Below are 12486 nucleotides of genomic sequence, written 5' to 3' on the forward strand. Positions count from 1 at the left end.
AAAATCGACTACTGAAAAGGAGAGCTTGGCAGTCTAATCGAGACTAGCAAAATAAATAACATGACAAACTGGTGTATCAATATTCAATTGCCGATGTCGGAAAAACTGTATCAAAATTCAATTGCCGTTGACAAAGTCTCATGATCAACCGGATTATCACGAGCATTTGGGCCTGCTTACTCCTTGGGTGTAGCCTCACCGTTCAGGCCAACTCAACATTAGACCGCGTCAAAGCTTCTAAGACATTAAACGTATGTATCTGGCCCAATTACTACGGCATTACATACACAAATCCACGCACTGGAGTGTTAGAGGGCGTGGATATTGATATGTCACAGGCGCTTGCCAACGACTTGGGTGTGAAGCTTAATTACATTTCGAGTAGCTTCGCCTCATTTATACAAGACCTTGAATCCGACAAGTGCGATATAGCCATGATGGGGGTAGGCGTCACTCCCTCCCGGTCAGAACGTTTGGCCTTTTCGCGACCATATCTACGTAGTGACATTCTTTTCATTACGACGCGTTCCAATCGACAGCTCAATTCCATCGATGACATAGACAAGCCAGGCGTCGTTATTGCAGTGCAAAAGGGAACACTAATGGAGCCATTTTTACGTGGAAGACTGAAATCCGCTACTTTGACAGTGACAACCGGACTCGGCGAGCGTGAGCGCGAAGTGGAATCTGGTCGTGCGGACGCATTTGCGACCGACTACCCTTACTCTCAAAAAATGTTGGCGGATACCGATTGGGCAAAGGTCATCGTGCCAGAACGTCCCTGGCAATTGACCGATTATGCATATGCAGTCAAGAAGAATGATCCGATCTGGTTAGGCACCGTAGATGAGTTTTTATCAAAGGTAAAGAAGGATGGTAGGCTCGAGGCTGCAGCGAAAAAAAATAATTTAACGCCAATCTTAATTCGCGATTGACGCATGAAATCGTACGTTGCATCGCTGATCAAACCACGACTCGTACGTAGTCTGATTGTCGGTGTCGGGCTATTGATGTTGAGTGTGATTTGGGGTGGCAACGCTTATTTATATCACACGCTTGCTCAAAATTTTGAGGAGCGGTTAGAGGATCAATTAAATACAGAAACACTCTTTCTTGACGATCACATCGAAAGATCTCTCGACTCAGTTACTAACAAACTCGAGGCCGCCGTTGTACAGAGTCAAACGATCACTAGTCTTAAATTTGATTCCGCGACCTTGAGAAAGTTAATAGAAAGTGACTTGATTATCCGTAGTGTTTCGCTGATCAATGATCGTCGTGAAGTCATCGCGAGTTCAAATCCGTTGAATGTCGGACAAATAGTCCCCCAAAATCTAATTGGTCAATCAAGGTTGCAAGTGCACGGGACAGAAGCCCAATTAAATATCGGTCCGATCTTCAATGCGCGCGATATCGCTGATGCTACACGCAACAATCCATCCCCAATACAGCGCGCGATATTGGCATCACTGTCTTTCGAGCATCAAGGACGCAACTTTGAGTGGATTGCCACAATCAATGTCAGTTACTTTGAAAATTTTTGGAAACGTATTGGCCATAGCGAATCGATCGAAATCCTGTTGCTGAATAGCCAGGGTAAGTTAATACTGAATTTCCAGCCGAAAGCGCCAAATCAGCAGATATTAATGGAACGCTTATTGCAAGAGGCGGAACGCGATCCGATCGGCATGTTCTATTTCGGTGCGGATGACCGGTTTTTAGTTTCTTATCGATTCACCGGAAAGCGACCAAAGATTTTTGCGCAAATTGCAGACCATCGTGCACTAAGCGAACCGGTTCGTATGCAACAGATTCAGCTATCTAGGTTAGCAATTGTTCTTACTATCATTCTTTTCGCCATCATCGCAATCATCTACCGCGGTTACTTAAGGTATGAACAAGCCGCAATTTATGCTCAAAACCTTTTCACCGCGGTGACGTCGCACGTGATGATGAGCCAATCAACGACCGATGGTCGTATCATCGATGTAAACGCCCCATTTTTAAAAGTGACAGGGTATCAGCGCAAAGATATCATTGGAAAAAATCACCGCATACTTAATAGTGGTGCGCAAACAAAAGATTTCTATACCAATTTATGGCAGACAATCAGTCATGGAAATATCTGGAGCGGCACGTTTAAAAATCGTACGTTCAACGATAAGCTGATCTGGGTGAACTCGACGATTATCCCTTTCAAAGATCAGTGGGGAAAGGTATATCGATACGTCGCTTTATATAGCGATATCACTGATGCAATTGAGACATCTATAAAGTTCGAGCAAGAGCGTAAACTTCGCGAATCATTGGAAAGTCTCAATCACACTTTACAAACGACCGCCAACACTGATGCATTAACTGGCGCATTAAACCGCCGAGGACTGGACGCTTTTATTGAAAGCGCACGCAAGGAAGATGCTCTTGCACAGACGCCTGTATCAGTATTGGTGCTTGATGTTGATCATTTCAAAAATATCAACGACACTTGGGGCCATGCGGCAGGCGATGAGGTGCTGAGATCGCTTACTGATCGCTGGACTAATCAGATACGCGCCTCCGATGTCCTTGTGCGCCTTGGCGGCGAAGAGTTCGCAGTTGTTCTTTTACGCTCCGACGCACAACAAGCTCGGCAAGTTGCGAACAAAATTCTAGACATCACCCGGTCGGCCCCAATAAGATACGAGATCGAGGGGGTCCCCGTAGATCTCTCTGTGACGATCAGTATCGGTCTAGCCGGCGCGAGAACCCTACGCGACACTGATATTCAGGTTTTAATTAACAATGCGGATCGAGCGCTATATCGTGCAAAGAGCTCTGGACGCAATCGAGTGGAAGTCGATCCTTGGCAGTCACTAGACCAGAAACGAAAAGCGTAGAGTGAACACTGCCCATTTAGATTTGCATACCAAGTAACGGTTCGTTTTGTGACTGTTATGGCGTCAGCTTCTGAAATAAAGGTTTTGGGCGAATCATTTCTTCAAGCTAACTGTACTGTTACTGGACGGTCAAACAGGATTTTCCATCCCCACTCCTGTAAGGTCCGGTACTCAAGAACTACCGTACCTGTACTCTGGCATCCATAATCAGATGATTCAGGTTTCGTCCTGTCAAAAGGACATTTCGACCTGTAAACCATGTGCTCGGTATATTAATTGAGTAAAAATCAGCCTCTATCTTGCTGAACTGTATTGACGCTTTATTTCACAAATTTGAACTGTGTAAGATTCGTACCAGTTTTTTCTTCCAAGCTCTTGAGCAATTAAATGATCCGAGTGCTGTTTCCATATTCGAATCTTTTCTTGATCAGGCCAATACGATAATGCTATTTCAGAATCACCCTCTGTAACTGCATGGAACTCTAGGCATCCAAATTCAGTCAAGGCTAAATCCCGCAATCTTTGAGCGATTCTAGAGTACTCGTCATCGAGTTTCGCAGCCTTGGCTCGAAAAATTACAACAAACATGGATTGACCTTTTAAATTAATAGCGGAATTCGGCATACTCACGATGCTAGGCGTCAGAGTCGAACTTGGCAAGAATCTATAAACATATTCCAGCAGAAACATCCAGTTACAAGCCCCAAACGAAAAAGCCCCAGCGCGCACGCTGGGGCTTGGGTACTGGTGGCGGAAGAGGGGTAGTACAGGTAAATACGCTCACTCAGTCGTATTACGCTTTTCGCAAAAGCTGCCCATAACGAGCCGTTTTGAGCGAATGGTAGCCATTCCGCTTATTGCTGCACATTCCTCGTTTTTTCGCTATTTGCACCTTTCTCTGATTAGGTCTAGCACACGCTTAGACGGGGCAGGGCGTATTGGATCTTTTGGTTGAGTGGGATTGTTAGAGAGAGTTTGTGGTGAATTTTTGGCTACCGGCCCAGCTTCACGTAAACGCAAAAGTGCAGTTGCTATTAAATCAATGACTTCTTGTTGGGGAGTCCGAGGGCCTTTACATTTCATCAAAATGTCAGAAGTTTGAACATTAATCGGTGAAGGCTCATCAATAGCCTTACGAGGACGGTCATCGTATAGGGCATGCGTTTCGAAGTGCTCCACATCCTTAAATTTATAAGACACGCGTCTCCCAATTGTTAGGTAGTGGGGTCCACATCGTTCCTTTCGCCAACGCTGTAGCGTTTTTATGCTCACTCCCCAGCGAGCAGACAGATCGTGCTCGGTTAGTACCAGCTTTTCCATACATATCCCCTTGATGCATTTTGAGAGATGCCTCTCAGATTTACTTGTAATAGTAGGGGTTGAAGATCATCCGTGTAACGTGTTTGCGCGTAAATGAGCGGAGAGTCCTAGCTGTTTATCTCTTTTGTATTTTCTTGAGGAAATATTAGAAAGCGTGTTGTTCCTCATCCCTTTGTCAGGCTGGTGTTCAACTTATTTTAATTAATGGGTAAAAGCTGCTTTGGTTTGCTTCTGGCCTTTACAAGGTGCAGTTATTAACAATCAGCGTTAGTTGATGGGCCACAAGATGCTTGTGCACTACGCTCCTTTCACACCTAATTTGAACTCCTCAATTACTTCTAGGAGTTCCATAATGGAAAAACTTGTACTCAACGAAAATGAGCTTGCCCAACGCTGGGGGATAAGTTCGAAGACACTTCAACGCTGGCGCAGCGAGGGTCGAGGTCCGCGTTTTCTAAAACTCTCTAAACGGGTGATCTATCCCTTGGATGAGATACAGCATTTTGAAAGCAATGCCTTGTACGAATCGACTTGGCAAAAAGCGAGTGATGTGATTCTTGCCTCTGATGCAAAGTGGCTGACTCCTCGGCAGCTCGCTACAGTCATGGGGTTGCCTATGTACACGCTTACTCACCCGAATGTTCGGAAAACTTTGGGTATTCCTCATACCAAGGTTGGCAAACTCATTCGCTTCAATCCTGAGGAAGTGATGGCGTGGGCGCGCAAATGGTCTGAAGAGGCGCAAGCCAATGGCGCAACGTTATCTGAAGACGAAAACCGCCGCACATTGCTGCTGACACTCGCGCAATTACCCGGATAACAAATTAGGAGGTTAGAAACAAAACGGCCCCAAAAGAGGGGCCGTTTGTATTTCGTGGCACACGCGTAACTCATTGATTTATAGAGGTATCAAGGAGTGCGGTATGTACTATGTTTTGAGTACCCATCTCATTAAATGATCAGGTCTTATTAATAGAAGAGAGTGTAAGGGTCGGCCCTTGACTTATCTATATCTGCGACAAGAACTGATTTCATCTTGGTGACATTTTTTAATTTATTAAAATCAAAAACAGTCCAGTTCAGAGCATCAACACTTCTAATGTAGTAGAGATTTCTTGCAAGATCGTTCATTACGATGTAGTAAGAGACCTCGCTCGATAAAGAATGGCCTCTTGGTCCGTCGCCCTCACCACCAGCGCCATCGACTGTTAAGTCAAATGGTCTATCGAAATTGTTCATGATATGGCCTAGGGTAACAATTGCCTCATCGGGCGTATTAGCTTTACGAACATAGTTAACGTAAAAAGCTCCCTTTACAAATCTACCGGTTGCTGTCTCAGCACTTGGAAGACCTGTCAATGCAATCCCAGCATCCTGTGTCTGCAACTTTAATTTTCCTAGTTGACCTGTATTTTTATCCTTGTTTGTAAAGGTGTAGTTATTTAGATTGGTAAGGTGCCAAGGAAATTCAGGGCCGTTTGTCATGACATTTACTGGATTGTCATAAACATTTTTCTTGCCGTTCATGAACTCAAGAACAATTCCTGTACCTGATTTATCAAATATTGCGTAATGCATTGGAAAATTGCGGTTGCCCATTACCGGAATTGCAGGAAGCCAGATTTGTGTATCGTCACTTAACAACGCGGCTTTCACCTCGGCAACATTTTTGAAATTACCCAATACCCAAGCACCAATATCAACCGCAGACAAGATCTTTGAATTATCACTTCCAACGGGTGGGGCAGATGATCCATTCAAAGCATTAATGGAAATAGTCAGGCCCTGATCATTAGCCGCCTCGACAAACAATGGATGAGTAACTCCAGGTAGTGCAGCAAGCGTTACCCCAAGAATTGGATACTTTGTCTCAAATTTTTTACCTTTAGCACCGCTAGGGGTAGATGATTCGATTTTTTCACCCGCTGGCAGGTAAGTCATCATTGAAGGGGTTTCTAAAGAAAACTCCCAACCCCTTCCTTTATATCCATTTCCCTTTGTATCGGTTATTAACAAAGCAGTGCAAGCAGCGGCGTTGCCAATAGAAGAAATGATTAAACCCAAAGAAACTAAAAAGCAGAGAATTTTTTTCATAAAATCTTTGTCCAGTTAAAAATTAAGCAGGAATGTTTGTTTTATAGACATGATTTTGAAGTTGAACAGGCACAGGCTGACTCTCCGATGCAGGAATCATCACCTCGATATATGAGGCGCCATCGAATGAATTCGATTTTTCTATGGCAGCATCTAGCTCTGCAACGGTCGAAACCTTAACGCAGAACCAGTTGCTACAACCCATGACAGATGGAAGCTGAGAATAATTCCATTTGGCAAGATCATCATATTTCCAGCCAGTTTCGCTCACAACAACTTCAATCCCATAGAGTGCATTGTTAAGCACAAAAATAATTGGCTTAATACCGTAGCGACCCATCGTACCAATCTCATTTGCAGTCAATTGGTGAGAACCATCTCCAGTCACAAGAATGGTTCGCCCCCCTTTATTGGCCATGCATATACCTTCTGTTGCAGGGGTCGCCCACCCAATGGATCCCCACAATGCTTGGGTCTGAAAGCCGACACTCTCTGGTAATAACATTGGAGTCAAATACAACATGCAATTGCCAGTTTCTGCTACCAACACATCACCGGCACGTAGCATTCTTTGTAAACGTGGATAAAAGTTAGCGGAAGTTGTGGGATCAGCTGAATTTCCAGTCATAGGGAGCAATGAAGGCCTTTCACTTGTTGCAAGTTTTGCGACTGGCTTAATGCGTTGAATAATACCAATCAGCACATCTTCTAAGCCCACACCTGTAAAAATCGTGCCACCTAGTTTTACAAAATGATCGCCAAGGACAATGGTTTTTTCAGGATTGAGATTATTCGTCCAATAGCCTGTATTGATATCCTCAGGAATAAGACCGCCAACATCAAATACCAAATCCGCGCTTTCTATGACTGTTTTTAAATCTTTAGGACTGGATGTAGCTCCGCTATATATTCCCAAATAATTCGGGTGAGATTCAGAGGTCACCCCTTTACCCATAGGAGTAGCGGCAAATGCAATATTGGACTTATCTAAAAAATCAGTAAATTGCTTCGTTAAGCCATAACTAGATATGAGATTCGAGGCTAGTGCAACGATATTTTTTGCTGCATTCACCTTGCCCATCACGAAATTAATTGCCGCTTCTAAGCTTGCAGGATCGCTCTTAGCTCTTTTGACGGTAGCCAATGGCAGCCCTTTAATTGGAGTGCCATTAATCGGCATCACCGCATAATCCATTGGCACAATAATGTAAGCGGGCTGACTGAAACGCAACGCATCACGAATGACACGCTCCATTTCATCAATCACATTATCAGGCGTCAAGTTTGTTGAGACACAGCAAGCGAACGCGGAGATTGCCTGAAAATTATTAAACACACCATCACCTAATGTATGGTGAGTTACCAGACCTTGGCGCTGAATTTGTGTGCTTGGGGAGCCAACGAGAAAGAAAACGGGCAAGCGCTGTGATTTAGAGCCCATCACGCCATTTAGGGCGCTAAGCTCACCCACTCCATAAGTAGTTGAAAGTATGGATGCGCCATATACACGCGCATAGCCATCGGCGGCATAGGCGGCATTGAGCTCATTTGCACAAGCAACCCACCCTAGGCGATCGCATTTTTCAATCGCGTCATCAAATGGGAATGCGTAGTCGCCTGGAACACCGAACACTCGATCTATTCCTAAATCCGCAAGGCGATTAATTACATATTCAACAACGGTAGGAACATTAGATGGCATGAGTAGTCCTTGGAAATCTAATATAGGTCATTAAGAAAATTCCGCTATTAATGCGCATGCATATCAACGATTGAAGATTTAATTAAACCTTTGTGTTGACTTGGATCAATTGCATCAACTTGATCAATGAAATTCTTAAGATCAATTTTTTTACCACCGACCCAAGTGCCGCGGACCTTTACTTTTTCTGTAATCTCTAATGGATTGACTTTAGTTAAGTCAGCAGAAAGCTCTACAAAGTCAGCATACTTGCCAACCTCTAATGAGCCAACCTCATTTTCACGTTTGAGTTGATAGGCGCCATTCACCGTTACCGCTTTCAGTGCTTGATCCATCGTGACGGCTTGATTTGCACCATGAACTTTTCCAGAATCAGTGGTCCGAGTCACCATACTTTGAATATTCAAGAGAACATCTGGTGGTGAGACAGGTCCATCATTATGAAATGATGGACGCACATTTGCCGCAAATGCACTTCCGATTGCCTCCCACTGAGAGCCAATTGCAGGCTCAAACATGGTGCCATCGAGCAAATCACCCCAATAAATGTATTGGAATGGGGCCATGGAAACAGTCACGCCTAGACTAGCAGCACGTATAAATTGATCGGCGCGAGCCGCACCTAAATGCTCGACCCTCCAGCGATGATCAGTACCCATGAGGTTATATTTAGCGAGCGCATTCTCATAGGCATCCAATACCACATCAAAACCCACATCACCATTGCAGTGAAAGGCCATTTGATAACCAAGCGGAGTAAATTTATCTAAAATTTGATCTAACTGAGTGCGGGTGTAATTCATCCCCTTTTCACCTAAGGGGCCGAGAATGATCTGGGCATTCCTGGTTCTTTCATTGTCTAGATAGGGAAAACTTTGCGCAACAGTACCCAACCATGGTGTGCCATCAGCCCAGAGTTTGATGCCATTTTTTCGAGCCATACTCGGATCAGGCCACTTCACTTCATCAGCGGCAGTAGGATCCGTTGACATATGGTAAACACTAATTCTCAATGGCGTATCTGGCACTGAAGCTAATGCCAAATAAGGCTTGTATTGTTCTGCGTTGTAGGTCATCTCGGAGGAAGAGGTGATGCCAAATGAAGACATATATGCATAGAATTTGGCAACCGAAAGCAATGGATGCGGTATTGCTTTAAGCATCAAGGGCGTAGCAATTTCCATAATTGCGGGCACTTCAAGCGCAACTCCATTAGATGTTCCATCAGCATTACGCCCAAATGAACCTCCTACAGGATTCTTTGGAGGATTCGCATTTGTCCAGCCAAATACTTTGGTAGCTGAAGTATTAAAGTAAGCCGCATGTCCAGAGTTATCAAACAGAATGATTGGGCGACCACTTGGGGTTAACACATCCAAAATTTCACGGGTTGGCTCAGGGGCTTGTTGTAACAGCTTGTCTACGCCGTTAAACATCAGTGGGGTTCCTGCAGGAGCCTTCGCATCTTCCTGTTTAATTTTGGCCTTAACCGCTTCCCATGTTTTGTATCCATTAGTAGGAGCAACCCAAAATGTTGGAGATTGGGTCAGAATGCCACCTACCCCTGGATGACCATGTGGCTCGATGAACCCAGGCATCAATACTGTTGAACCTAGATCTTTAACGGTTGCTTGTGGCGCTTTAGCTTGTACATCTGAAAGCGAACCTACAGCAGTAATTTTCTTAGTAACTGTGTCAAATGCAACTGCTTCAGCACGGGGATTTTTTTCGTCCATCGTGATGATGGTTGATGCTTTTAAGATCTGAGTCTCTGCTAAAGCAATATTAGCTAGGCAGCAGATTGAAATTAAAGCCAAGCCGTTAAAAGGCGATTTACAGGACATTTTCAAATCCTAATATTTGAGTAATTTGCTAATTCAAGTGCTTAGTTAGGAGATGCGGCTGTTGCCAGCTGATTCTTATCCAATTTTATTTTTTGCGATACGTACCCAGGTACACTTCAGTTAATTTTTTAGTCTTGTAGAATCAGCTTATTTATTGATTGCTAAGCTAATAGCCAATATGAACGCACTGGCGGCCCTAGGAATAACTTACCTAATTGTCACGATATGCTCTGCCGGTATTTTGTATTTTTCCTTTAATGGAAAAATTGACGCATCTGGGAAATATTTCTTTCTGGGCGAATTGACGATCATCCCCGGAATTATTGGGGTGATTTTAGGAAATTTAGATCAAAATTTTCAAACACCAATCGTATTTTTTGGCATTAACATTTCTGTATTAATTTCACGCATATGCATTTTTTTCAGCATTTATGCGCTTTCAAACACCAGTCATATTAATAAATTCATCCTGGTTATCGTAAGCAGCATTTTTTATGCAGTCGGCATTGAAATTTGCCGTTGGATTACTGCTTCAAATTTGATGACTACTTTAATGGCAAGCGTTGCTGACGCTGGCTTTAGCATTTGGACTTATTTAATCTGCAAATACACCAAAGACCCTGAATTAAAAAAGAATCTCTTTTTTGATTGGATAAAAAATATTGAATTGATTTTAGGAATATTCGCAGTCGTTCGAATTGTTAGTTGCTTTACTGAAGATATACCTATTAACGCTCGATTTCCTACCCCTGGAATAATCATTTTTTATATCCTTTTTCTGATTTTGAATATATTTCGCTACATCTCATACCAATCCCTCAGAATTAGCTGGGTAGACCATAATACGCATGGCATTAATCCACTCAACAGGAATCTAGCCGTTGTTACTCAAGAAAAGAATGATTTACTGCAGGGATTAATTGCGTCTAATAGAATTATTGGAATTGGTGCTTTAGCAAGCTCGTTGGCCCACCAGCTCAGCCAACCACTTACAGGGATTGGGCTCCAAATAGAGAGCTTGAAACGAGATTTAAATAAATCTATTAGCAACCAAAATGCTATTGGCGTATTGGAAAAGGTCAATTCTCAACTGAGAAAATTGACAAGTCTTGTAAAAAATTTAAGGCAATTATTTAACGCCAATTACCTTGATTTTCACGAGGTCGACGTAGGTGTTACGGCTGTGGAATTAGTAGAAATAATCGAGCCCACGCTCAAATCAAAAAAAATCCTTCTAACAAAAAACATTGGCAACAAGATTGCCATCCTAGGTGATGCTATTCAAATACAACAAGTATTGATTAACCTTCTTAACAATTGTATTGATGCGCTTAATACTTCAGACTGGGAATTACGTGAAATCAAACTAGAAATTAGTGCTGAAGCTGGGTTTGCGATTGTCAAGATAGAGGACAACGGCAAAGGTATCGATGTCGAAATATTGCCTTCAATATTTGAGCTTTTTAAAACCACCAAAAAAGATGGCCTCGGTGTTGGCTTATGGCTGAGTAAAACGATTATTGATAAGCATCACGGCACCATTTCTGCTAACAATCTTCCCACTGGCGGTGCCTGCTTCACTCTCCGAATCCCTTTAATTCATAGTGTGCATGAAAAGTTATAGAGTAATCATCGTAGATGATGATGAGGATATTCTCGATGGGCTGACTGCTTGGTTATCTCCTGACTATCAAGTAAAGACGTTTGATAGTGCGGAGTCATTTCTGAATGCCATCAACGACTTCGATTTTGAAGATGGTACTCCGACTTGCATTTTGCTTGATTTTCAAATGCCGGGCTTGAATGGAGTGGAATTACAAAAAAGACTTAAGCAGATTAATTTAGAGTTTCCAATTATTTTCATGAGCGGCAATGCTCAGCAGTCCGACATTATTGACGCTTGGCATGAGGGCGCAGTTGATTTCATACTCAAGCCATTTGTTGCTGGCTCAATTAGTAGTTCCCTAGAAAAATTATTTGATTCAACAATCAATAACCTTCAATATAGAAAATCCTCAGATAAGAATGATCAACTAATATTTGATTATTCAATTACTCAAAGAGAAGCCCAGGTCTTATTACTTCTCGGCAGAGGATATCAACAATACGAAGCCGCAGAGATTTTGGGAATATCACTTAGAACAGTGAAGATGTATCGTGCCGCTCTTAAAAACAAGTTAAGTCTGCATACGCTCATGGAGCTGGGACGGTTTTTTGATAAGCACAAAATTACGATTGAAAAACTGGCTTCATTGAAATAGGTGCAGCGAAGGTCGAGGACCGCGTTTTCTAAAACTCTCTAAACGGATGATTTATTCCTTGGATGAGATACAGCATTTTGAAAACAATGCCTTGTACGCTTACTCACCCTAATGTTCGTCAAGCTTTGGGCATTCCTCATACCAGGGTTGGCAAACTTATTCGCTTCAATGCTAAGGAAGTGATGGGGTGGGCGCGCAAGTGGTCGGAAAAGGTGCACGCCAATGGCGCAACGTTATCTGAAGACGAAAACCGCCGCACATTGGTAACGGTCCGGTTAATACCGTCTTTTTATTAGTGCACTAAATCTTCAAAATAGGTCCCCACGTAAACTTAAATGGGGACTTAACTTGGATGACACTAAGCCCGAGCCTTTACCGCCCGCCAAACG

General features: G+C 43.1%; 10 protein-coding genes. 6 read left to right on the forward strand and 4 right to left on the reverse strand.

Features of this window, described 5'->3' with window-relative positions; translation table 11 throughout:
- Positions 1 to 140: 140 nt before the first annotated feature.
- Both G3I67_RS14615 and G3I67_RS14620 read left to right on the forward strand, forming a co-directional pair.
- Positions 141 to 935, forward strand: a complete 795-nt coding sequence (locus tag G3I67_RS14615; RefSeq protein ID WP_163656290.1) for a substrate-binding periplasmic protein — start codon at positions 141 to 143, stop codon at positions 933 to 935.
- Between the two features lie 3 nt (positions 936 to 938).
- Complete coding sequence (locus G3I67_RS14620) at positions 939 to 2876, forward strand: sensor domain-containing diguanylate cyclase (protein WP_163656292.1); 1938 nt, start codon at positions 939 to 941, stop codon at positions 2874 to 2876.
- A 294-nt stretch (positions 2877 to 3170) separates the two neighbouring features.
- Here G3I67_RS14620 and G3I67_RS14625 read toward each other — a convergent pair whose 3' ends face one another.
- A complete protein-coding gene (locus G3I67_RS14625) occupies positions 3171 to 3500 on the reverse strand; it encodes an antibiotic biosynthesis monooxygenase family protein (protein WP_203583687.1) in 330 nt (109 codons plus the stop codon).
- A gap of 1048 nt (positions 3501 to 4548) precedes the next feature.
- Between G3I67_RS14625 and G3I67_RS15045 the strand changes: the two genes are divergently transcribed.
- Positions 4549 to 5016, forward strand: coding sequence for a helix-turn-helix domain-containing protein (locus G3I67_RS15045; protein WP_235931961.1), 468 nt, complete (start codon positions 4549 to 4551; stop codon positions 5014 to 5016).
- Between the two features lie 149 nt (positions 5017 to 5165).
- On the opposite strand, the gene G3I67_RS14635 is transcribed toward G3I67_RS15045, so the two are convergent.
- From G3I67_RS14635 to G3I67_RS14645, 3 genes are read right to left on the reverse strand one after another with little or no spacing between them, the layout of a single operon-like run.
- The gene (locus G3I67_RS14635) at positions 5166 to 6290 is read right to left on the reverse strand and encodes a linear amide C-N hydrolase (protein ID WP_163656293.1); all 1125 of its coding nucleotides are present in this window, start codon (positions 6288 to 6290) and stop codon (positions 5166 to 5168) included.
- 22 nt (positions 6291 to 6312) lie between these two features.
- Positions 6313 to 7992, reverse strand: coding sequence for an alpha-keto acid decarboxylase family protein (locus G3I67_RS14640; RefSeq protein ID WP_163656294.1), 1680 nt, complete (start codon positions 7990 to 7992; stop codon positions 6313 to 6315).
- A gap of 47 nt (positions 7993 to 8039) precedes the next feature.
- A complete protein-coding gene (locus G3I67_RS14645; RefSeq protein ID WP_163656296.1) occupies positions 8040 to 9836 on the reverse strand; it encodes an amidohydrolase in 1797 nt (598 codons plus the stop codon).
- Positions 9837 to 10014: 178 nt separating this feature from the next.
- Between G3I67_RS14645 and G3I67_RS14650 the strand changes: the two genes are divergently transcribed.
- The 3 genes from G3I67_RS14650 to G3I67_RS14660 all read left to right on the forward strand — a co-directional run bounded on the left by G3I67_RS14650 (position 10015) and on the right by G3I67_RS14660 (position 12393).
- Positions 10015 to 11460 (forward strand): sensor histidine kinase, encoded by a 1446-nt coding sequence (locus G3I67_RS14650; RefSeq protein ID WP_163656297.1) that lies wholly within the window; start codon positions 10015 to 10017, stop codon positions 11458 to 11460.
- Positions 11447 to 12097 (forward strand): response regulator transcription factor, encoded by a 651-nt coding sequence (locus G3I67_RS14655; protein WP_163656299.1) that lies wholly within the window; start codon positions 11447 to 11449, stop codon positions 12095 to 12097. The genes G3I67_RS14650 and G3I67_RS14655 overlap by 14 nt, the downstream gene beginning before the upstream one ends.
- Before the next feature lie 77 nt (positions 12098 to 12174).
- Complete coding sequence (locus G3I67_RS14660) at positions 12175 to 12393, forward strand: hypothetical protein (RefSeq protein WP_163656288.1); 219 nt, start codon at positions 12175 to 12177, stop codon at positions 12391 to 12393.
- Positions 12394 to 12486 lie beyond the last annotated feature (93 nt).

The sequence above is a fragment of the Sheuella amnicola genome (genome assembly GCF_010499255.1).
Classification (GTDB): domain Bacteria; phylum Pseudomonadota; class Gammaproteobacteria; order Burkholderiales; family Burkholderiaceae_B; genus Zwartia; species Zwartia amnicola.

What these genes read in the sequence shown, in the direction of transcription:
- G3I67_RS14615 (WP_163656290.1), top strand. Translation starts at nt 141, where the DNA reads ATGATCAACCGGATTATCACGAGCATTTGGGCCTGCTTACTCCTTGGG.
- G3I67_RS14620 (WP_163656292.1), top strand. Translation starts at nt 939, where the DNA reads ATGAAATCGTACGTTGCATCGCTGATCAAACCACGACTCGTACGTAGT.
- G3I67_RS14625 (WP_203583687.1), bottom strand. Translation starts at nt 3,500, where the DNA reads ATGCCGAATTCCGCTATTAATTTAAAAGGTCAATCCATGTTTGTTGTA.
- G3I67_RS15045 (WP_235931961.1), top strand. Translation starts at nt 4,549, where the DNA reads ATGGAAAAACTTGTACTCAACGAAAATGAGCTTGCCCAACGCTGGGGG.
- G3I67_RS14635 (WP_163656293.1), bottom strand. Translation starts at nt 6,290, where the DNA reads ATGAAAAAAATTCTCTGCTTTTTAGTTTCTTTGGGTTTAATCATTTCT.
- G3I67_RS14640 (WP_163656294.1), bottom strand. Translation starts at nt 7,992, where the DNA reads ATGCCATCTAATGTTCCTACCGTTGTTGAATATGTAATTAATCGCCTT.
- G3I67_RS14645 (WP_163656296.1), bottom strand. Translation starts at nt 9,836, where the DNA reads ATGTCCTGTAAATCGCCTTTTAACGGCTTGGCTTTAATTTCAATCTGC.
- G3I67_RS14650 (WP_163656297.1), top strand. Translation starts at nt 10,015, where the DNA reads ATGAACGCACTGGCGGCCCTAGGAATAACTTACCTAATTGTCACGATA.
- G3I67_RS14655 (WP_163656299.1), top strand. Translation starts at nt 11,447, where the DNA reads ATGAAAAGTTATAGAGTAATCATCGTAGATGATGATGAGGATATTCTC.